The sequence below is a fragment of the Chitinophaga sp. YIM B06452 genome, assembly GCF_039655965.1.
Classification (GTDB): Bacteria; Bacteroidota; Bacteroidia; order Chitinophagales; family Chitinophagaceae; genus Chitinophaga.
Map to the genome: position 1 here is coordinate 1,973,944 of NZ_JAWLKY010000001.1, position 20,498 is coordinate 1,994,441.

The following is a 20,498-nucleotide window of genomic DNA, read 5'->3' on the forward strand; positions in this document are numbered from 1 at the left end:
GATTCCCAAGCCCGAAATTATTATTTTTGCGCCGTATGGATCATAAAAAAGTACGGGTGCGCTTTGCACCCAGCCCAACCGGCGGTTTACACCTCGGCGGCGTGCGCACTGTTTTGTTCAATTACCTGTTTGCCCGCCACCATGGCGGCGAATTTGTGCTGCGGATTGAAGACACGGACCAGACCCGTTATGTGCCGGGCGCTGAGGAATATATCATTGAATGCCTCCGCTGGTGCGGGTTAGAGGCAGACGAAGGCCCTCATAAAGGCGGCCCTTTCGCGCCCTATCGCCAGAGCGAGCGCAAAGCGCTGTACCGGCAGTATGCAGAGCAATTGGTGCAGTCAGGCCACGCGTATTACGCTTTTGACACCCCTGAGGAACTGGAAGCCATGCGCGAAGTGGAAAGAGCCCGCGGCAACCATTCTCCCCAATACAACCATTCCATCCGCCGCAGCATGCGCAACTCGCTCACGCTGGAAGCAGCGGAAGTGAAAGCGTTGCTGGATAAAGGCGCGCCTCACGTGATCCGCATCAAAATGCCGGAAAACGAGGAACTGCATTTTACGGATATGATCCGCGGCACCGTGAGCTTCCAGACCGGTACCGTAGACGATAAAGTACTGCTGAAAGCAGACGGCATGCCCACTTATCACCTGGCCGTAGTGGTAGACGATTACCTCATGAAAATATCCCACGCCTTCCGCGGTGAGGAATGGCTGCCTTCCGCGCCGGTGCACATCCTGCTGTGGAAATACCTGGGCTGGGAAAAGGAAATGCCCGAATGGGCGCACCTCCCGCTCATCCTTAAGCCTGATGGCAATGGCAAGCTCAGCAAACGCGATGGCGATCGTTTAGGTTTCCCCGTGTATGCGATGAACTGGACCGATCCGAATACGAATGAACTGACGAAAGGATTCCGTGAAAACGGTTTCCTCCCGGAGGCTTTCATCAATATGCTGGCGATGCTTGGCTGGAACGATGGTTCAGGGCAGGAGATATTTTCCATGGAAGAACTGATCGGAAAATTTTCTATTGAGCGTGTGCACAAAGGCGGTGCGAAGTTCGATTATGATAAGGCCAAATGGTTCAACCATCAATACATCCAGAAGACAGACAACGCCCGCCTGGCTGAATTGCTGCAACCCGTGCTGCAGGAAAAAGGCGTAGCGCCGGAGCCTGCGTATGTGGCCACCGTAGCTGGCCTGGTGAAAGAACGTTGCCATTTCGTGAACGAGATATGGGACCATGGTTTCTTCTTCTTCATCCGCCCTGAGAAATATGACCTCGATGCTGTGAAACCCAAGTGGAGCGCAGAAAAACAGGCATTTTTCGAAGAATGGGCCAACGTGTTGAACGGGCTGGAAGATTTCAGCTTTACACCGATCGAAGAAAGTTTCAAACAACTGGCAACGGCCAAAAGCATCAAGCCAGGCGAATTGCAGCTCCCTTTCAGGATCATGCTGTGCGGCGGCAAGTTTGGTCCTCCCGTGTTCACTATCGCCGAAACGATCGGCAAAGGGGAAACGGTAGAGCGGATAAAGCTGGCGCTGGCAGCTTTTCAATAACTAATTTTCAATAAGGAACGGGCCGGGAACAATTGCAGGTGCAATACATTCCGGCCCGTTTTTATTGGCAGGCGAAGCAGTACATTATTGATACCCCTTCTGCCTGCAAATATCACTAAATACATGCTGATCCCGGATTTGAACCAGGGGAGATGCAATCCTGATAAGGGTTTGAGCAGATAATGGCGGTACATTTCTGGTACCGTTCCTTAAAGAACAGAATTTTGATCTTTTTTGCGTACATCGGAGATGCAGGCCTGATGCTGGTTTGGCCGGATAATGGGGTACACTTGTGATACCGCCACGCATTAAAGTGCTGCTAAAGTTGCTTTATCCCCGGGTTTGAGTAGGGGGAGACACGGGCTTGACACGGGTTTGAGGGGAGAGTGGCCCGCATGAAAAAAGCCGCCCCGGCTACCGGGACGGCTTCTATGCATAAAAAATTGATGTTAGCTTTTCTTCGCTTCCTTCGCCCAGGTATCTTTCAGCGTTACAGTCCGGTTAAACACCGGCTTGCCTGGTTTCGAATCAGTGTCCGCACAAAAATATCCCATGCGCAGGAACTGGAAACGGTCGCCCGGCCTGGCATCCAGCAGCACCGGCTCTATGTACGCCTCGGGAATTACCTGCAATGAATCCGGGTTGATAAAGGATTTAAAATCTCCTTCCTCCGCCGCGGGATTTTCCACGGAAAACAGCCGGTCGTAGAGGCGCACTTCCGCTTTGGCAGCATGCGCGGCGCTTACCCAGTGAATGGTGCCTTTTACCTTCAGGCCGCTGGTGTCGCCACCACTAAGGCTTTCCGGGATGTAAGAGCAATAGATCGTCGTTACATTGCCGTTGGCATCCTGCTCAAAGCTGTCGCATTTGATGATGTACGCATATTTCAGGCGCACGGCCAGGCCCGGGCCCAGTCGGAAGAACTTCTTGGGAGGGTCTACCATAAAATCTTCCCGTTCGATGTACAGCGTGTTGCTGAATGTAACCGTGCGGGAACCGGCGGATTCATCTTCGGGGTTGTTTTCTGCGGGCAGCTCTGCCGTCTGGCCTTCGGGGTAGTTGGTGATTACCAGCTTCACGGGGTCCAGCACGGCCATTACGCGGTTGGCGGTCTTATTCAGCTCCTCGCGGATGCAGAATTCCAGCAGGCCCACGTCTATCAGGTTGTCGCGCTTTTGCACGCCGATCCTTTCCGCGAAGTTGCGGATGCTGGAAGGCGTATAGCCGCGGCGGCGGTATCCGCTGATGGTAGGCATGCGCGGGTCATCCCAGCCGGCAACGTGGCCTTCGTTTACCAGTTGCAGCAGCTTGCGCTTGCTCATCACGGTATAACTCAGGTTCAGCCGTGAGAATTCATACTGGTGAGAAGGGAAGATATTCAGTTTCTCTATAAACCAATCGTACAGCGGGCGGTGCGGCACAAATTCCAGTGTACAGATGGAATGGGTGATATTTTCAATACTGTCGCTCTGCCCGTGCGCAAAATCGTACATCGGGTAAATGCTCCAGGCATCGCCTGTGCGGTGGTGATGCGCATGTTTGATGCGATACATCAGCGGGTCGCGCATGTGCATGTTCGGCGAAGCCATGTCTATCTTGGCACGCAATACTTTGGAACCGTCAGGATGTTTGCCCTCGCGCATTTCGGTGAAAAGACGCAGGTTTTCGTCTACGCTGCGGTCGCGGAAAGGGCTGTTCTTCCCGGGCTCGGTGGGCGTGCCTTTCATGGCGGCTATTTCGGCGGCGCTGGAATCGTCCACGTAAGCGAGGCCTTTTTTGATGAGTGCTACGGCAAACTGGTACAGCTGTTCGAAGTAATCGGAGGCATAAAGTTCATTGGCCCATTCAAAGCCGAGCCATTGGATGTCTGCCTTGATGGAATCCACGTATTCGGTATCCTCGGTGATGGGATTGGTATCATCAAACCGGAGGTTCGTTTGCCCGTTGTATTTTTTAGCCAGTCCGAAATTGAGGCAGATGCTTTTGGCATGCCCAATGTGCAGGTACCCGTTAGGCTCGGGAGGGAAACGGGTAAGCACCCGCCCGCCGTTCACGCCTTTGGCGATATCCTCTTCAATGATCTGTTCTAAAAAATTCAGTGATCTTTCTTCGCTCATAAAAATTGTAGCTTTTGCCGAATTGCAAATGTAATATAAAGTGCTTACACCCCGTAAATCCCACTTTCGGGGAAAATACTACATTTACAATCCAATAAAGTATTATGGTCAACCCGAATCAACGCCCCATCCGCGTGCTGGTAGCGAAAGTAGGTCTCGACGGTCACGACCGGGGAGCCAAAGTGATCGCCTCCGCCCTGCGCGACGCGGGAATGGAAGTAATTTACACCGGCCTCCGGCAAACCCCGGAAATGGTGGTGAACGCCGCTTTACAGGAAGATGTCGACGCCATTGGCATCAGCATCCTGTCTGGCGCGCATATGACGGTTTTCCCGAAAATTATCAACCTCATGAAGGAAAAAGGGATGAACGATGTGCTGCTCACCGGTGGCGGCATCATCCCCGACGCGGATATGCAGGAACTGTACGCCCTCGGGGTGGGCAAACTCTTTCCGCCGGGCACCCATACCCAGGAAATAGCCAGTTATATCACAGACTGGACCAAAGAGCACCGGGAATTTTAACATTTTTTGTAACTTTTATGAAACCCGGTCGTCTTCTCCATAGAACGGCAGCAAGATAAGATCTCCTTTGGCTGAGAAAGGGAGCCCTGACGGCACAGGCTGACGTTGTGAAAACTAAATAACCGCAAAAGTTGAAACTTATGAACTTTATCCGCTACACTATGCTTATCCTCGGCCTGGCCGCCACTACAGGGCTCCGGGCGCAGAACGACACTTTGGAATCCTCCGTGGAAGTTAAAAGGAAAGTGTCGTATCATTTCCACATCTACGCTCCGCCCAAGCCCCGCCATGGCTATGTGACCGCCGGCGGCAATGGCCCCCTGCTGTCTTTTGCCAGGGTGACCAACAACGGGGAACATGTTCGCAACATCCCGCGTTTTACCATGTTCTTTAACGTGGGCACTAATTACAACTACGACTTTTCCAATCACTTCGGTTTCTTTACCGGCTTGAATATCAAGAATATAGGTCTTATCACCAAACCAAATGATTCCGTAAAGCTGAAGCAAAGGGTATACACGCTCGGCGTACCCCTGGGATTCAAAGTGGGCAACCTGCGCGACGGCTTCTTTTTCTTCGCCGGCGGTGAGTACGACCTGGCGTTCAACTACAAGGAAAAATATTTCCTGCACGGCGACAAGAAAAGCAAGTTCAACGAATGGTTCTCAGACCGTACAGACCTGCTGATGCCTTCTGTATTTGCCGGTTTCCGCTTCCCGCCCGGGTTTGGTGTGAAAGCGCAGTACTACCTGAACGATTTCTTCAATAAAGACTACACCGAAACCGTGAATGGCGTAAAAACCACGCCCTACAAGGATATCAAGGCCAATATGATATTCGTGACGCTGAGCTACAATTTCGGTGGCGGCTTCAAATGCAAAACGCATGAGTACCACCAAACCAAGACCAAGTACCGTAAAGGCACCAAGGTGATCATCGAAAAAAGGACCGAAATAGAAGATAAATAAAGTTATCGATAGCTATGACCAACGAAAGGGGCTGCACGCAGGTGCGGCCTTTTTTCATTTCCGTCATGCCGGATTTTAGGCTTAAATTTAAACGCCAAAACAAATAAAAACTTTTTCGATATGTATAATACACTGAGCACTCAACTGAAGGATGGCATCCTGGAGATCACCATCAACCGGCCGGATAAGCTGAACGCCCTCAACCAGGAGGTAATGAAAGAGCTGGCGCTGGCCATAGACGAGGTTTACAAGAACCACGATGTAAAATCCGCGCTGATCACCGGTGCGGGGCCAAAGGCATTCATTGCAGGGGCGGACATTTCAGAGTTCCTGACCCTTTCCCCCGAGCAGGGCGCGGAGCTGGCAAAAATAGGTCACACCATTTTCCAGCGGATAGAGGAAAGCCACAAACCGATAGTGGCCGCGGTGAACGGGTTTGCCCTGGGCGGTGGCTGCGAGCTGGCCATGGCCTGCCATTTCAGGGTGGCGAGTGAAAACGCGAAGTTCGGCCAGCCCGAGGTGAACCTGGGGATCATTCCCGGTTATGGTGGCACACAGAGGCTGGTACAGCTGATCGGTAAAGGAAAAGCGCTGGAGCTGATGATGACGGCCGACCTGGTCGGCGCTGAAGAGGCCCGCCAGCTGGGGCTGGTGAACCATGTGACCACCCAGGAAGCCCTGCTGGACAGAACGCGCGAGCTGCTGAAAAAGATCCAGGCAAAGGCGCCCCTGGCCATTGGCCGCGTGATCAAATGCGTGAACGCTTATTTTAAGCTGGAAGAAGAAGGCGGTTTCGAAACCGAGATCGCGGAGTTTGCGGCATGTTTTGCCACCCAGGACCTCCAGGAAGGGGCGGAAGCCTTTATCCAGAAACGGCAACCTCAATTTAAAGGCGAATAGGGGCAGATTTGCCGTTCCGAATTGTATTTTTGTGGTCCAAAATTATAGCATATGGATTTCAGGATAGAGAAAGACACGATGGGCGAGGTGAAAGTGCCGGCCAACGCGTATTACGGGGCTCAAACCCAACGTTCCATCGACAATTTCAGGATTGCGCAGGACATTAACAGGATGCCCAAAGAGATCATCCGCGCCTTCGCTTACCTGAAGAAGGCCGCCGCGCTCACCAACCAGGAAGCCGGCGTGTTGCCGAAAGAAAAGGCGGACCTCATCGGGAAAGTGTGCGACGAGATACTGGAAGGCAAGCTGGACGCCGAGTTCCCGCTCGTCGTTTGGCAAACCGGCTCAGGCACCCAGAGCAACATGAATGTAAACGAAGTGGTGGCTTACCGCGCCCACGTGATCAATGGAGGTCAACTGACCGACAAGGACAAAGTGGTTCACCCGAATGATGATGTGAACAAATCCCAGTCTTCCAACGATACCTTCCCCACCGCCATGCACATTGCGGCTTACAAAATGCTGCTGGAAGTGACCATCCCCGGTATCAAAAAGCTGCGCGACACCCTCGCGAAAAAATCAAAAGAATTCATGCACGTCGTGAAGATCGGCCGCACCCACTTTATGGATGCCACGCCGCTCACGCTAGGCCAGGAGATCAGCGGCTACGTTTCCCAGCTGGATCACGGCCTGCGCGCTATCAATAACACCCTGCCGCATCTCGGCGAGCTGGCCCTGGGCGGCACCGCCGTAGGCACCGGTATCAACACGCCCGAAGGTTATGCGGAGAATGTTGCGAAGAAGATAGCTGAGCTTACCGGCCTGCCTTTCGTGACCGCTGAAAATAAATTCGAGTCCCTGGCTGCGCACGACGCGATCGTGGAAGCCCACGGCGCCCTGAAAACAGTGGCTGTAAGCCTGATGAAGATCGCCAATGATATCCGGATGCTCAGCTCCGGCCCGCGCTCCGGCATCGGCGAATTGTTTATACCAGACAATGAGCCCGGCTCTTCCATCATGCCCGGCAAAGTGAACCCCACGCAGTGCGAGGCGCTCACCATGATCGCCGCGCAGGTATTGGGCAACGACGTGGCCATCAACGTGGGCGGCGCTACCGGCCATTTTGAGCTGAACGTGTTCAAACCAATGATGATCTACAACTTCCTGCACTCCGCCCGCCTCCTTGGCGACGGTTGCGTGAGCTTCAACGACAAATGCGCCGAAGGCATTGCGCCGATTGAAGAGAACATTAAAAAGCATGTGGATAATTCACTGATGCTGGTTACTTCCCTCAACACGAAGATCGGTTATTACAAAGCGGCTGAAATTGCGCAGAAAGCGCATAAAGAAGGTACTACGCTGAAGGAAATGGCCGTGAAACTGGGTTATGTTACCCCGGAGGAATTCGACGCCTGGGTGGTGCCTGCCAACATGGTCGGCAAGATCCAATAACAGCTTTTCAACGCATAAAAAAAGAGGCTCAACCGGGCCTCTTTTTTATTTATATAATTTGAATAGCATCATTTCCAGAATACCATGATGATGGTGCGGAGGCTCATGGCGATCACCAGCACGCCCACCAGGATCATCAGCGGTTTTCTCTTCATTCTCTTTACCAGTATGGCCGCAAAGGGAGAAGCGATCACCCCGCCGAGTATCAGGCCGATGATCACCTGCCAGCTGTCTATGCCGTTGAATAAAAGGAAAGTACCCGCGCTCGAAACAGAGATAAAGAACTCAGCGGCATTCACTGAACCGATGGTATAGTTCACCGTGCGGCCTTTGCTGAGCAGGGTGGAAGTAACGATCGGGCCCCAGCCGCCGCCGCCGATAGCGTCCATGAAACCGCCGAAGAAAGCCAGGGGGCCGAGCCTTTTGGTTTTGCTTTTGGGCTTGTGGCGCTGCAGCGCTTTGCGCAGGATGAGCACGCCGAGGATCATGAGATATGCGCTCATGAAGGGTTTGATGATGTCGCCGTCTATTTTGTCGGATAAAAGGTAAGCGCCGGTGATGGCGCCTATCATGCCCGGGATGAGCAGGTGGAGGAAGAGTTTTTTGTTCACATTACCCAGCTTGAAGTGGGCGATGCCCGATGCGCCGGTAGTGAATACTTCAGCTACGTGTACGCTGGTGCTGGTCATAGCAGGCGAAACGCCCAGCCCTAGCAACAGCGACGATGAAGTAGCCCCGTAAGCCATGCCCAGCGCGCCGTCTATCATTTGCGCGGTAAGGCCCACGCCCATGAAGAACAGCAGTTTGTCGGTAAACACATTCCTGGCAAACCGCGCAATGCGGGTCTGCTGGTCGAGGGAGATGCCGTAGTTGTAGGTGAACCAGAGGCCGGCCACCACCACGAGGATAGAAACACCGATGGCCACCCATATCCAGTGCTGTTTTTTATTGTCCTCGTTCACGAGGTCGATCAGCACCTTTTGTGTTTCAACGGTAGCTACGCGTTGCTCTGCCTTATCTATCACCTCATTATGCGACATAAATTATAATACTAATATAGTCTACAGGAATTGTGGACTAAAAATATAGCTAATCCCTGGTATATCCAAATATTTGTGCCTGCCTTTTAAAAAATGACGGAAAGGGGCAGGATTGCCGCTACCTGGCGGCAGGGGCTGTCCTTAAAGCAGGATTTCAAACGGCCATGATGCGCCGGGCCAGCAGTGCAATAAAAAAGGCGCTGTAATGCGCCTTTTCGTTATACCTGGTATGATAATCGTTTTTACACCGCTTGCTGCGTAGTGCCTACCGGCTGGTTTTCCGTATCGGTATTCCTGTGCAGGAACCGCTTCTGGAACAGCAGGATGGTAATAACACCCACGGATATAGCAGCATCCGCGATATTGAATACCGGTCTGAAGAAAATGAAATGTTCCCCGCCCCAGAAAGGCACCCAGCTCGGCAGGGTCCCGTCGAACAGGGGGAAATAGAGCATATCCACCACATTGCCATGCAGGAAAGTACCGTAACCGCCGCCGGCAGGCATGAACTGCGCCAGCTCGTAACGGGTGCTTTCGGAAAAGATCAGGCCGTAGAACATGCTGTCTATCAGGTTGCCCGCAGCGCCGGCCAGTATCAGCGCGCCGCAAACCAGCAAACCGTTGTGATATTTTTCTTTCACCAGTTTTTTCATATAAAAAAAGCCGATCACCACCGCAATGAGGCGGAACAGGGTAAGGGCTATTTTCCCGAATTCGCCGCCAAACTTCAGGCCGTAGGCCATGCCTTCATTTTCAATGAAATGAATGAAGAACCAGTCGGAGATCACAGGGAATTGTTCAGCAATGGTCATATGGGTCTTGATCCAGAACTTCAATGCCTGGTCTACCACCAGGATCAGCACTACTATTAAAACAATGTGTCGGTATTTCAAAACTTCAAATTTTTCCAAAAATAATGTATTATTTCAAAGATGGTAGCGCGTTAACAGCTTGTTTTATTCCTGGTAATATACGCGTTTCACCCGCTGCGAAATGCCCGTCAGTATTTCGTATGCAATGGTTCCCGCCCATTTGGCGAGCTGCTGCACGGAGAGGTCTTCCCCGAAAACGATCACTTCATCGCCTTCTGCAACGTCAGGTATGTGGGTGACATCCAGCATGAGCATGTCCATGGCCACTACACCCGCCACTGGCGCAAGTTTGCCGCGCACTTTCATTTGCCCTTTGCCGTTGCCCAGCGAACGTTTGTAGCCGTCTGCATATCCAATGCGCACGGTGGCTATCACGGCGGGTTCCCCGGCTTTCCAGGTGGCGCCGTAGCCCACGGTATCGCCGGCGGGAATGCGTTTTACCTGCGCTACGGTGGTCTTTAAAGTGCTCACGTTCCGCAGCTTATCCTGGAATTCGCCGACGCTGTCTACCCCGTACATCCCAATGCCGAGGCGCACCATATCCAGCTGCAGGTCCGGGTGGCGGTGAATGGCCGCGCTGTTGGCAATGTGGCGGATCACGGCGTAGCCCAGCTGCTGCTGCAGCGCAGCGCTCATTTTGGCGAAACGTTCTGCCTGCGTTTTGGTGAACGCGTCCATGGCAGGGTCTTCGCTGGCAGCGAGGTGACTGAATATAGACTGCACTTTGAACAGTCCTTCGGCATTGAGGCGCTGCGCCAGTTGCGCAATTTCATGCTGCTCAAAGCCGAGCCGGTGCATTCCCGTGTCCAGCTTGATGTGCACGGGATAATTGGTTTTATTGGCGTAACGGACGGATTCTTCGAATTGTTCGAGGGTGTACATGGAATACAATTCCGGCTCGAGGTTCCATTGCAGGATAGCATCGAAACTGCTGGGCTCGGGGTTCATGACCATGATAGGCAATGTAATGCCCGCTCGGCGCAGTTCCACGCCTTCGTCTGCATAAGCCACCGCGAGGTAATCAACGCCGTGGAACTGCAGCAGGCTGGCGATCTCGAAAGTGCCGCTGCCGTATGCGAAGGCTTTTACCATGGCCATCAGTTTGGTGCCGGGTTTCAAGAGTGCCTGGTACGCTTTCACGTTGTGCGCAATGGCGCTCAGGTTGATCTCCAGGATGGTCTGGTGCGCTTTCTGTTCCAGCAGCTTGCCGATGCGCTCGAACTGGAACACCCGCGCGCCTTTCACGAGAATGGACTCATTCTGGAAATCGGCGGTGTTCACTTTTTGCAGGAACTCTTCGGTGGATGCATAGAACGTGCTCTGCACTTTCTGGAAACTCTGCTTTTCCCGCGAAATATGTTTGCCAATGCCGATCAGCTTCTGGATGCCCTTCTTTTCCAGCATGCCGGCCACTTCTTCGTAAAGGGAGCCTTCGCTTTTGCCGGACTGCAGGATGTCGCTGAGGATCACCGTGCGGGTGGGGTGCTGGCGCTGCTGCTGGAGGAAATCCAGCGCGATGGCCAGCGAGCCGAGATCGGAATTGTAACTGTCGTTGATGATGCTTGAATTATTGATGCCCTGTTTCATTTCCAGGCGCATGGCGATGTTGCCGAGATGGTCCATGCGTTCCTGTATCACATCGGGCGGCTTGCCGAGGTAGAGCATGAGCGCCCAGCAATGGATGGCGTTTTCGATGGAACCTTCGTCTGTAAAAGGAATGCGGATGAAGAGCGGTTCCTGTTTGTACAGCGCGTCTATGCGGGTATGGTTATCGTTCTTGTCCACGCCGATGATACGCAGGTCCGCATCGGTCTTGCGGCTCCAGGTGAGCAGCTGCAGGTCGTTGTCTATCTCGCGTTTGCCGACGAGGTTGTGGAAGTTGTTCACGCATTCGTTCAGCGCGAGGTAATCCTTGCAATAAATGAGCACATCGGCGCGGGTAAAGAGCACGAGCTTTTCATTCACTTTCTGCCGGATGTTGAGAAATCCTTCATTGTGGGCTTCGCCGATATTGGTGAAGATGCCGATGGTAGGGCGGATGATCTTTTCGAGGTTCACCATTTCACCGGGCTGCGAAATGCCGGCTTCAAAAATGGCGAGCTGGTTTTCGGGTTTCATCTGCCAGACAGACAAAGGCACGCCGATCTGCGAATTATAGCTCTTGGGGCTGCGCACGATGTTGTAATCCTTTTCCAGCAGCTGGAAGAGCCATTCTTTGACGATGGTTTTGCCGTTGCTGCCGGTGATGCCGATCACCGGTATCTGGAACTGCTGGCGGTGATAAGCCACCAGTGTATGCAGCGCCTGCAAAGTGTTCTTAACGAGGATGATGTTGGCTTTCGGGTAAAGGCCGGCGGCTACGGGTTCGCTCACAACGAAGTTGCTCACGCCTTTTTTGTACAGCTCATCGATGTACTGGTGGGCATTGCGGCGGTCGCTGGCGAGGGGAATGAACAAGGATGTTTCGGCAACAAGTAATTTGCGGCTGTCCAGCAAAATATGTTCGATCTCCGGGTACCCGGTCTGTTGCATCAATTCGCCCTTCAGGATCTTGCTGATACTTTCTGCTGTATACAATTTAATATGGTTTTAATAAAAAAGCGCCCGGGGACTCTCTTCCCGGGCGCTTTTCGGACTAACTTAACTTTCTATCTCTTCTTTAACCGGCTTCACCGGCAGCTTTTTCTGGAACATAATGGAATAAACGATAGAACCTGCCAGGCACACTACGATCACCACGAGGCTCACCCATACCGGCAGCTTGAAGTGCCAGATCTCGGCCAGCATTTTGAGGCCGATGAACACCAGCACGATGGCGATGCCCTGCTGCAGGTAATCGAACTTGTCTACGGCGCCCCTGAGCAGGAAGAACAGGGAACGCAGGCCGAGCACGGCGAAGATGTTGGAAGTGTACACCACCAGCGGTTCTTTCGAAATGGCAAATACGGCCGGGATGGAATCGAGCGCAAACACGATGTCGGTAACAGCCAGCATCACTACCACTACGGCCAGGGAAGTGAAATACACCTTACCGTTGTGTTTCACGGTAAAACGGTCATGCGGGTCCGCATGCGAAATGCGCATGTACTTCTGCATGAAACGGTATGCAAAATTCTCTTCGGGTTTAAATTCTTCGTGCTGGTCTACCATGAACATCTTGATACCCGTGTATACAAGAAATGCGCCGAATATGTACAGGATCCAGCCAAACTGTGCGATGAGCGCCACGCCCACGGTAATGAAGATGGCGCGGAACACGATGGCCATAAGAATGCCGATGAGCAGCACGCGCGCGTAGCTGGTCTCTTTGATCTTGAAGAACCCGAAGATCAGGATGAACACGAAAATGTTGTCGATGGAAAGCGACCATTCCATGAGGTAGGCGCTGAGGTATTCGATCGCCATTTTGGAACCGTCCTCATGCCAGATAAAGGCAAAAAAGCCGAATGACAGGGCAACCCAGAAACAGGTTTGGATCAGTGCTTTTTTAATGGAAATAACCTGTCCCTTTTTACTTAAAAGTCCGAGGTCGAAAATCAAAGCCAAGACGATAACAATACCAAATACGGTGTACGTCCATTGTTGCGGTGTCATGCAAAGCGGAAAATTTAATGAACAGCAAAGATAATGGATTCCCCGGGGTTTTACCCGGCATACTTGCGTTGGCGGATGAACTGGAACACCATGGCAAACAATAAGATAGCGCCGATGGGAACGGCAAACGCGACTACTTGCCATTTGGTGCGCCCGTTTTTCACCTTTTCCTGGTCCAGCAGCCTGAGGGTCAGTTCCTTATTGCGGGTATCCATGATGGGCGTTTTGCTGGTCAGGTATTCTATGCTGTTGAGGAAAAATTCTTTGTTGGCGAACACATATTGCGGATTAAACTCATTCACGCCCATCTGGAGCGGGCCGTTCTTCTGGGAAACAGCATTAGCGATAATATCCGCATCTCCCACCACGATCATTTTACCGATGGTATCCGCTATTGCCTTGAACGGCTTGCCTGAAGCGGCTTCCAGCGCTTTTTGCTCTGCCGCGCCCAGCCGGTGGTTGAATAAAGACGGGAAACGTCCTTCCAGCAATACTGCTACGGGCACATTGCGCAGACGGTAATCTCTCGGGTTGGGCTGCTGCTGCACGCTTTCGAGGGTTACCTGCACGGGCCCGCGCAGTACGCGACTATGCTCGGAGCTGGCCAGCAGCACCGTTTTCCGGATATCGCCGCCTTTGATGGTATCCACGGAATTGGCGAAGCGGCTCATCACCAGGTCCATGTTCTTCACGATGGGATGCGCATTGGTAGGGGTGAAGAGCGGGAAGAAAGGAAAAGGCACCGGCTGGATCTGCGGTTTGTCGCCGATGTTGCCTACTACGAGCGGTATCACATCGCTCTGCAGGTCTTGCACCAGGTCCAGGTTTACGCGGGCGCCGTATTTGAACAGCAGGTCTTCCAGCTGCAGCCCGCGGTCGAAGGCTACGAAATCGCGGCCTCTGAGACTGTCTACGGAGGCGCTGAGGTTATCGATGAACCAGATCACCTTGCCGCCGTTCATGACGTACTGGTCTATCTTCAGTTTGTCTTCGTCTGTGAAAGTTTCCGTGGGGCGAACGAACATGATGGCGTCAAACTCGCGCGGGATGTAGGCGTCGGAGCGGAGGTTGATGGTATCTACCTGGTATTGTTCATGCAGGGTTTTGAGGGCGTCATAGATGTTGGCGCCTTCGGGTTCGCCATGGCCGAGCATATAGCCTACCAGCGGGCGTTCCGGCTGCTGCAGCTGGTAAATGGCGTTGGCAAATTTATATTCGAGCAGGGCTTCTGAATTGTTGAGCGCGGCCATCGGGTCCAGCCCGCCCTGGCTTTTCAGCAGGTTGATAGCGTTCTCGCGACCTTTGTACTGGATAATAGCCCCGGGGAAAATGAGCCTTTCCGCGAAAGCGTCTTTCCCGTCTTCCTGCACCTGTAAATTAAACGGCAGTATCCCGCGCGCCATCAGCGAATCCTGGAAACTGGTGCGCATGGAATCGGGCAGGTCTGTACCGGGATTGAGGAAAGTGAACCGGATATTATTGCCGCCGTATTGCTGGAATTCTTCCAGCAACTCGCGCGTGGCGTCTGCCAGCTGGCGGAAGCCCGCGGGGTATTTGCCTTTGAGGTATACTTCTATGGTCACCGGCGCATCCAGGTTCCTGAGCAGGCTGCGGGTGGAAGCGGCGAGGGTATAACGTTTTTCGGCAGTAAGATCCCAGCGGCCGTGCAGGTAGGCGGCGGCCACGTTCAGCGCGATGATCACGGCCAGTACGCCCAATGTGCGCTGGAGGTATTTTTTTCGTTTATCCTTTCTCGTTACTTCCATTAGCCCTGCCAGATTTTGCGTTCCAGTGAAATTTTAGTAAGGTAGAGCATCAGGCCGGTAAGGCTGAAGAAGTAAATGATGTCGCGGCTGTCTACCACGCCGCGGCTGATGCTGTCGTAATGGTAGCGGATGCCGGCCATTTTAAGGTAATAGTCCGCCCCGCCGGAAAACACCGGTACCCGGCTGAGCGCGTCAAAACCATTGTACAATATGAAGCAGGTAAAGATCGCGATGAGAAAAGCCACCACGGCGTTGCCGGTAAGCGACGACGACCAGATGCCGGTGGCGGTGAACACCCCGCCCAGCAGCAGCAGCCCGATATAGGAGCCGAGAATGCTGCCGCCGTCCAGGCCGTTGTTGGTGGCGGCCAGCTGGCTCATGGCAATGTAGTATACAACAGTAGGTATGAGCGCGATGAGCACGATGAGCAGGCAGGCCCAGTATTTCCCCCAAACGATCTGCCACCAGGTGAGGGGTTTGGTGCTGAGCAGCTCCATGGTGCCGCTCCTGAACTCGTCTGCCAGGCTTCGCATGGTGATGGCGGGTATCAGGAGGAGGAAGATCATGGGGGCCAGTTCAAAAAGACCGTCCAGGTTGGCGTACCCGGCGTCCAGCAGGCTGGTGTCCGGGAAAACGAAGAGGAAAAGCCCGTTGGCAAGCAGGAACAGGATAATGGCTGCATAGCCTGTAATACTGCTGAAAAACTGGTGGATGTCTTTTTTGAATATCGCGTACATAGACGGTGACAAATATAGAATATTTGATTTTTTAGTTATCCGTTATTTCTTTTTAAACAAGAAAAAAGCCGTCCGGAACATGTTCCAAACGGCTTTTCCCGTTAAAATCGTATGTAATGGCGGTTATACGGCGAAGCTGTCTCCGCATGCGCAGGTGCGGGCGGCGTTCGGGTTGTTGAAATAGAACCCTTTACCATTGAGGCCTTCGGAGAATTCGAGGGTGGTGTTGCAGAGGTACAGGAAGCTTTTCAGGTCTGTTACCACTTTAATGCCTTTGTCTTCAAACACCTGGTCTTTCGGTTTGGTCTCTGTATCAAAGTCCAGCTTGTAGCTGAGGCCTGAGCAGCCGCCGCCCACTACGGATACCCGCAGGAAAGCGTCCTCCCCCAGGGTGCCTTCGGCCCTCAATGCGTCTACTTTTTGTTTGGCTTTATCGCTTATATAAATCATGATCGTTCCCTTTTATTTTAAAATTTCATTGAATTCACGGATCGTATTGTCTACCGCCGCAATGGCAAAATCTATCTCTGCGTCGGTGGTGTATCTTCCTAAAGCGAAGCGCAGCGAAGAGCGTGCCAGTTCATCTTCCACGCCCATGGCCAGCAGCACATGGCTGGGTTCGGGATTGGCTGAAGTGCAGGCTGAACCCGAAGATACGGCAATTTGCCGGCTTATGGCCCGCAGCAATGCGTCGCCCTGCATGCCATGGAAGGCGATATTGGTCACATGTGGCAGCCTGGGTGCGCCGGAACCGTTTACGGTGGCGTGTTCCCGGGCCAGGATGGTGCTTTCCAGCCTGTCGCGCATGGCAGATAACCGCTGGGTAATGGCTGCCATTTCGGCGGCTGCCAGTTCGCAGGCCTTCCCGAAGCCGGCAATGGCCGGAACGTTCAGCGTGCCGGAGCGCATACCGCGCTCATGGCCGCCCCCGTCCATCTGGGCAATGATCTTCACTCTCGGGCCGCGCCGCCTTATGTACAAAGCGCCCACGCCCTTGGGGCCGTACAGCTTGTGCGCGCTGAAAGCCATCATGCCAATGCCTTCCTGCTGCACGTTCAGCGGGATCTTCCCAACGGCCTGCGTGCCGTCTGTGAACAGGATCACGCCCTTTTCCTGCGCAATACGGCTGATATCCGCCATGGGCTGTATCACGCCGGTCTCGTTGTTGGCGTACATGATGGCGATCAGGATGGTTTCAGCCGTGATGGCGGCTTCCAGCTCATCCGGGCTGATCAGCCCGGAGGCATTCACTTTTAGCCGGGTCACGGAAGCGCCCTGTTTTTCAAGGTGCCCCAAGGTGTCGAGCACGGCTTTGTGTTCCGTTTCCGCGGTAATGATGTGGTTGCCTTTGCCGGCGTATGCTTCAAAGAGCCCTTTGATGCCGAGGTTCGCCGCTTCGGTGGCGCCGGAGGTGAATATGATCTCCTGCGCATCCGCGCCGATGAGCGCCGCCACCTGCTGCCTGGCATGGTCCACTGCGCCTTCCGCCGCCCAGCCGAAAGCATGGTTGCGCGACGCGGCGTTGCCGAAATGCCGCGTAAAGAACGGCAGCATCACTTCCAATACCCGCGGATCGCAGGGCGTGGTAGCGTTATAATCCAGGTATACAGGCGGCTGCTGCATCCCGCAAAATTACGATATAAGTTCTACTTTTGGCCGGTCTGGCCATCAATTAGGCCCGATGGGGCGATAGCTTCCGTCTATATTTCAAAGCTGTAAGATTATGTTAAAAGTGGAACACATCGGGATTGCCGTGAAGTCGCTGGCGGATTCCGTACCTCTATTCGAGAAATTATTGAACACGCCCTGTTACAAAACCGAGGATATAGCCTCTGAAGGCGTTTCCACGGCGTTTTTCAGGCAGGGAGACACCAAGATCGAACTGCTGGAAGCTGCGCAGGAAAGCAGTCCCATTGCGAAATTCCTGGCTAAAAGGGGAGAAGGCGTGCATCACATCGCCTTCGAGGTAGCGGATATCAAAGCGGAAATGGCCCGCCTGCAATCGGAAGGATTCGAATTGCTGAATACCGAGCCCAAACCCGGTGCAGACAACAAGCTTGTTTGTTTCCTGCATCCTAAAGGCACCGCCGGCATATTGGTGGAGCTGACGCAGGAGCGGTTGTAAATCAGTGACTTGGCGGTTTTGTCAAAAAAAATGTCACGCTTATTTAAACCTTTTATTCAATCGTGCGTTGATAATAGAGTAAGTAAGGAATACTTACTTCTTTTGAGAAGCAATAACAAGCCCGTGTGGGCTTTGAACATAACTCTAAAGTTGGCATAGGTTATGAAAACCTGTGAGTTTTTTAACTCGCAGGTTTATTTTTTTATGAAAGCCCGTCATTGCGAGAAGCCGCGGAGCTAAAGCGGAAGGGGCGACGAAGCAATCTCCACGCTGCTTCCTGCAAATGCAGTTTTTTTAAGGGGACCAGCTCCGGAACTGCTATTGGGCGGCCGTTGCGTCGCACTCTTCAGCAGTAGTTTCGTAGCTTTAGCTGAGCACTTTTTCCATGCCGACGCTCCTGCTGCCTTTTACCAGTATGAATGTATTCTCATACCGTTGTTGTTCCACCCATTTCTTTGCTTCTTCGGCAGTTTCCAGGTAAATGTAAGGGTGGTCGGTTTTCGCGAATTCTTTACCCACCAGCACCACGGCTTTCCAGTGGCTTTGCTGCAGCAGGTCTGCCAGTGCCTGGTGTTCTTTCTCACTGTCTTCTCCCAATTCTTTCATAGCGCCCAGCAGCAGTACTTTCTGCTTCGCATCAAGCCCCGCGAAATTCTCCACCGCCGCTTTCATGCTGGAAGGATTGGCGTTGTAGGCATCCATGATAAAGGTATTGCTGCCCCGCTGCATGATCTGCGAACGGTTGTTGGAAGGCACATACCCTTCGATCGCTTTCCTGATAGCCTCTCCAGGCACTTTAAAGTGCAGCCCGATGGCAATGGCCGCCATTACATTGGGAAAGTTGTATTCGCCCACCAGCTGTGTGTGCACGTGACCGGCTTCCACTGCTTCCAGCTCCAGCAAAGCCGTTCCCGGGAAAGGCGCGCCTGCGTAATCCGCTTCGCCGCGGCCATAGGTAACGATATTGCCGATGCCTTTGCTCATGTCTACCAGATAAGGGTAATCTTTGCAGACGAACACTGTCCCGCCGTTTGCCCGCAGGTGGTCATACAGCTCGCCCTTGGCGAGGCGCACGCCCTCTTCGCTGCCAAACCCTTCCAGGTGCGCCTTCCCGATATTGGTAATGAGCCCGTGCGTGGGCAAGGCCACTTTGCAATAACCCGCGATCTCCCCCCGGTGGTTGGCACCCATTTCTATCACGGCCATTTCCGCGTTCAGCGGGATGCTGAGTATGGTCAGCGGTACGCCGATATGATTATTGAGATTCCCTTCCGTGGCATGCGTGCGGAAGGCGGCGCCCAAAACGGTGCGCACCATTTCTTTCGTAGTGGTTTTGCCGTTAGTGCCGGTAATGGCGATGAACGGGATCTGCAATTGCCGGCGGTGATGCCGCGCAAGGTCCTGCAGGGCGGTGAGCACATCGGATACCAGCATCATTTTTCCCGGCTGCGTATGATAGGCGGGATCGTCTACCACGGCAAGGCTGGCGCCCGCATCCAGCGCGGCTGCGGCGTATTCGTTGCCATTGAAGTTGGGGCCGCGGAGGGCAAAGAAAATATCGCCCGCGCGCAGCTTGCGGGTATCCGTTTGTACGCTCGGGTGCTGAAGGTAATGCTGGTAAAGCTGTTCGATGTTCAAAGCACAAAGATTTGATGCAAAAATAAGGAATGGATTCCCTCATTTTCTTCATTATCTTTCGGAGGAAGGCAACCTATGATAAATACCCTCCGTATAAAAACCTATGCAAGCCCATATAATACCAACTCAAAAGAGTATGCAACGATTATTGAACAACCTGATTTTCCTTTCCGTCTGCGGATTGGCGGCCTGTACTTCAGAGCAGGCGCCCGAACCGGCCACACCATCTGCCTGTGCTTCGGTAGACATCAAAAGCGCCCGCGTGTACACCATTGTGCAGGAAAATTGCACCAACAGGAGCTGCCATCCCGGCGGAGGCGCGCCGCTGGGCGCCGATTTTTCCACGCTGGCCAAGCTGAAAAGTTACATCACCGCCAACGGCACAGCATGGACGATGCGTGTTACCGGCCCGAATGCAGACATGCCGCAAAGCCAGTCCTTCCCGCCATTATCCCGGGCCGTGCGCGATTCCATCGCCTGCTGGGTGAGCAATGGCATGCCGGATTGATACACTTTAAAAAGAATTTATGAAAAAGCTCGTCATTATATGTTGCCTTCTCTGTTGCTGCCTGTACGGCGTTGCGCAGAACATACAGTCATGCCGCAACGTGATGTTCCGCTTCTATTCCAGCGCGCCGCTGGAAGATATAGAAGCGAAGACCACACAGGGCGTTTCCGCCATCAATACCAATACCAAGGCTATTTATTTCAAGGTGCCCATCAATACTTTCCAGTTCAAAAAGAAGCTGATGCAGGAGCATTTCAACGAAAACTACCTGGAAAGCGATAAGTACCCGCATGCCGAATTCAAAGGCAAAGTGCTGGAAAACCCGGACCTGACAAAGGATGGCGTATACCCCGTGACCGTGGAGGGCAGCCTGCAGATACATGGCGTCACCAAAACGTACAAAGAGCAGGGGACGCTCACTGTACAGAACGGCAAGCTGTCTGCCAGCGCGAAATTCAACGTGCGCGTGGCAGACCACAAGATCAAGATACCCAGCCTGGTAGTGAAAAACATTGCCGAAGTGGTGGAAGTGACCGTGGAAGCGGCTTACCAGCCGGCAAACCAATAAAGGAAAACAAAACAGGAAGATGAAGAAACGGCCGCAGGATCCGCTTTTCATCTTCTATCGTAATTATAACAAACCGGACCGGTGAAAGCCGCTGCAGAAGCTGTTCTTCACCGGCCATAAAAAA

Annotated in this window: 18 protein-coding genes; 8 read left to right on the forward strand and 10 right to left on the reverse strand. The window is 53.2% G+C overall.

What is annotated here, in order from left to right; genetic code table 11:
* The first annotated feature begins 35 nt into the window (after positions 1–35).
* Positions 36–1,565, forward strand: a complete 1,530-nt coding sequence (gene gltX / locus R3I13_RS07930; protein WP_346317389.1) for a glutamate--tRNA ligase — start codon at positions 36–38, stop codon at positions 1,563–1,565.
* Between the two features lie 449 nt (positions 1,566–2,014).
* On the opposite strand, the gene R3I13_RS07935 is transcribed toward gltX, so the two are convergent.
* Positions 2,015–3,682: a glutamine--tRNA ligase/YqeY domain fusion protein gene (locus tag R3I13_RS07935; RefSeq protein WP_346317390.1), complete on the reverse strand. Its 1,668-nt coding sequence runs from the start codon at positions 3,680–3,682 to the stop codon at positions 2,015–2,017.
* Between the two features lie 104 nt (positions 3,683–3,786).
* Between R3I13_RS07935 and R3I13_RS07940 the strand changes: the two genes are divergently transcribed.
* The 4 genes from R3I13_RS07940 (at position 3,787) to fumC (ending at position 7,526) form a co-directional block, all read left to right on the forward strand.
* A complete protein-coding gene (locus R3I13_RS07940; RefSeq protein ID WP_346317391.1) occupies positions 3,787–4,206 on the forward strand; it encodes a cobalamin B12-binding domain-containing protein in 420 nt (139 codons plus the stop codon).
* A 140-nt stretch (positions 4,207–4,346) separates the two neighbouring features.
* Complete coding sequence (locus R3I13_RS07945) at positions 4,347–5,174, forward strand: hypothetical protein (RefSeq protein WP_346317392.1); 828 nt, start codon at positions 4,347–4,349, stop codon at positions 5,172–5,174.
* Positions 5,175–5,294: 120 nt separating this feature from the next.
* Positions 5,295–6,074 carry an enoyl-CoA hydratase-related protein gene (locus R3I13_RS07950; protein WP_346317393.1) on the forward strand — a complete coding sequence of 260 codons (780 nt, stop codon included), beginning with the start codon at positions 5,295–5,297 and terminating at the stop codon, positions 6,072–6,074.
* A 51-nt stretch (positions 6,075–6,125) separates the two neighbouring features.
* On the forward strand, positions 6,126–7,526 hold the full coding sequence (gene fumC / locus R3I13_RS07955) for a class II fumarate hydratase (RefSeq protein ID WP_346317394.1): 1,401 nt from the start codon (positions 6,126–6,128) through the stop codon (positions 7,524–7,526).
* Positions 7,527–7,594: 68 nt separating this feature from the next.
* On the opposite strand, the gene R3I13_RS07960 is transcribed toward fumC, so the two are convergent.
* From R3I13_RS07960 to R3I13_RS07995, 8 genes are all read right to left on the reverse strand, one after another.
* Positions 7,595–8,566, reverse strand: coding sequence for a sulfite exporter TauE/SafE family protein (locus tag R3I13_RS07960; RefSeq protein ID WP_346317395.1), 972 nt, complete (start codon positions 8,564–8,566; stop codon positions 7,595–7,597).
* A gap of 242 nt (positions 8,567–8,808) precedes the next feature.
* Positions 8,809–9,459 (reverse strand): lipoprotein signal peptidase, encoded by a 651-nt coding sequence (locus R3I13_RS07965; RefSeq protein WP_346317396.1) that lies wholly within the window; start codon positions 9,457–9,459, stop codon positions 8,809–8,811.
* Between the two features lie 63 nt (positions 9,460–9,522).
* Positions 9,523–12,015, reverse strand: coding sequence for a bifunctional UDP-N-acetylmuramoyl-tripeptide:D-alanyl-D-alanine ligase/alanine racemase (locus R3I13_RS07970; RefSeq protein WP_346317397.1), 2,493 nt, complete (start codon positions 12,013–12,015; stop codon positions 9,523–9,525).
* Positions 12,016–12,078: 63 nt separating this feature from the next.
* Positions 12,079–13,032 carry a TerC/Alx family metal homeostasis membrane protein gene (locus R3I13_RS07975; protein WP_346317398.1) on the reverse strand — a complete coding sequence of 318 codons (954 nt, stop codon included), beginning with the start codon at positions 13,030–13,032 and terminating at the stop codon, positions 12,079–12,081.
* 50 nt (positions 13,033–13,082) lie between these two features.
* A complete protein-coding gene (gene gldG, locus R3I13_RS07980; protein ID WP_346317399.1) occupies positions 13,083–14,798 on the reverse strand; it encodes a gliding motility-associated ABC transporter substrate-binding protein GldG in 1,716 nt (571 codons plus the stop codon).
* A complete protein-coding gene (gene gldF / locus R3I13_RS07985) occupies positions 14,798–15,535 on the reverse strand; it encodes a gliding motility-associated ABC transporter permease subunit GldF (RefSeq protein WP_346317400.1) in 738 nt (245 codons plus the stop codon). The genes gldG and gldF overlap by 1 nt, the downstream gene beginning before the upstream one ends.
* A gap of 123 nt (positions 15,536–15,658) precedes the next feature.
* A complete protein-coding gene (locus tag R3I13_RS07990; protein WP_120517413.1) occupies positions 15,659–15,985 on the reverse strand; it encodes an iron-sulfur cluster assembly accessory protein in 327 nt (108 codons plus the stop codon).
* Between the two features lie 12 nt (positions 15,986–15,997).
* Positions 15,998–17,158, reverse strand: a complete 1,161-nt coding sequence (locus tag R3I13_RS07995) for an IscS subfamily cysteine desulfurase (protein ID WP_346317401.1) — start codon at positions 17,156–17,158, stop codon at positions 15,998–16,000.
* A gap of 100 nt (positions 17,159–17,258) precedes the next feature.
* On the opposite strand from R3I13_RS07995, the gene mce reads away from it, so the two are divergent.
* Positions 17,259–17,660, forward strand: a complete 402-nt coding sequence (gene mce / locus R3I13_RS08000) for a methylmalonyl-CoA epimerase (RefSeq protein WP_346317402.1) — start codon at positions 17,259–17,261, stop codon at positions 17,658–17,660.
* A gap of 366 nt (positions 17,661–18,026) precedes the next feature.
* Here the strand turns inward: mce and murF are convergent, their stop codons facing one another.
* Positions 18,027–19,298, reverse strand: coding sequence for a UDP-N-acetylmuramoyl-tripeptide--D-alanyl-D-alanine ligase (gene murF / locus R3I13_RS08005; RefSeq protein ID WP_346317403.1), 1,272 nt, complete (start codon positions 19,296–19,298; stop codon positions 18,027–18,029).
* Between the two features lie 136 nt (positions 19,299–19,434).
* On the opposite strand from murF, the gene R3I13_RS08010 reads away from it, so the two are divergent.
* Both R3I13_RS08010 and R3I13_RS08015 read left to right on the forward strand, forming a co-directional pair.
* On the forward strand, positions 19,435–19,806 hold the full coding sequence (locus tag R3I13_RS08010; RefSeq protein ID WP_346317404.1) for a hypothetical protein: 372 nt from the start codon (positions 19,435–19,437) through the stop codon (positions 19,804–19,806).
* A gap of 19 nt (positions 19,807–19,825) precedes the next feature.
* On the forward strand, positions 19,826–20,374 hold the full coding sequence (locus tag R3I13_RS08015; protein ID WP_346317405.1) for a YceI family protein: 549 nt from the start codon (positions 19,826–19,828) through the stop codon (positions 20,372–20,374).
* The last annotated feature ends 124 nt before the right edge of the window (positions 20,375–20,498 follow it).

Excerpts from the sequence above, each read along its gene's own strand:
- gldF (WP_346317400.1), bottom strand. The coding sequence starts at position 15,535 with ATGTACGCGATATTCAAAAAAGACATCCACCAGTTTTTCAGCAGTATT.
- gldG (WP_346317399.1), bottom strand. The coding sequence starts at position 14,798 with ATGGAAGTAACGAGAAAGGATAAACGAAAAAAATACCTCCAGCGCACA.
- R3I13_RS08010 (WP_346317404.1), top strand. The coding sequence starts at position 19,435 with ATGCAACGATTATTGAACAACCTGATTTTCCTTTCCGTCTGCGGATTG.
- R3I13_RS07945 (WP_346317392.1), top strand. The coding sequence starts at position 4,347 with ATGAACTTTATCCGCTACACTATGCTTATCCTCGGCCTGGCCGCCACT.
- R3I13_RS07940 (WP_346317391.1), top strand. The coding sequence starts at position 3,787 with ATGGTCAACCCGAATCAACGCCCCATCCGCGTGCTGGTAGCGAAAGTA.
- R3I13_RS07935 (WP_346317390.1), bottom strand. The coding sequence starts at position 3,682 with ATGAGCGAAGAAAGATCACTGAATTTTTTAGAACAGATCATTGAAGAG.
- mce (WP_346317402.1), top strand. The coding sequence starts at position 17,259 with ATGTTAAAAGTGGAACACATCGGGATTGCCGTGAAGTCGCTGGCGGAT.
- R3I13_RS07990 (WP_120517413.1), bottom strand. The coding sequence starts at position 15,985 with ATGATTTATATAAGCGATAAAGCCAAACAAAAAGTAGACGCATTGAGG.
- R3I13_RS07950 (WP_346317393.1), top strand. The coding sequence starts at position 5,295 with ATGTATAATACACTGAGCACTCAACTGAAGGATGGCATCCTGGAGATC.
- R3I13_RS07995 (WP_346317401.1), bottom strand. The coding sequence starts at position 17,158 with ATGCAGCAGCCGCCTGTATACCTGGATTATAACGCTACCACGCCCTGC.
- fumC (WP_346317394.1), top strand. The coding sequence starts at position 6,126 with ATGGATTTCAGGATAGAGAAAGACACGATGGGCGAGGTGAAAGTGCCG.
- R3I13_RS07960 (WP_346317395.1), bottom strand. The coding sequence starts at position 8,566 with ATGTCGCATAATGAGGTGATAGATAAGGCAGAGCAACGCGTAGCTACC.
- R3I13_RS08015 (WP_346317405.1), top strand. The coding sequence starts at position 19,826 with ATGAAAAAGCTCGTCATTATATGTTGCCTTCTCTGTTGCTGCCTGTAC.
- R3I13_RS07975 (WP_346317398.1), bottom strand. The coding sequence starts at position 13,032 with ATGACACCGCAACAATGGACGTACACCGTATTTGGTATTGTTATCGTC.
- gltX (WP_346317389.1), top strand. The coding sequence starts at position 36 with ATGGATCATAAAAAAGTACGGGTGCGCTTTGCACCCAGCCCAACCGGC.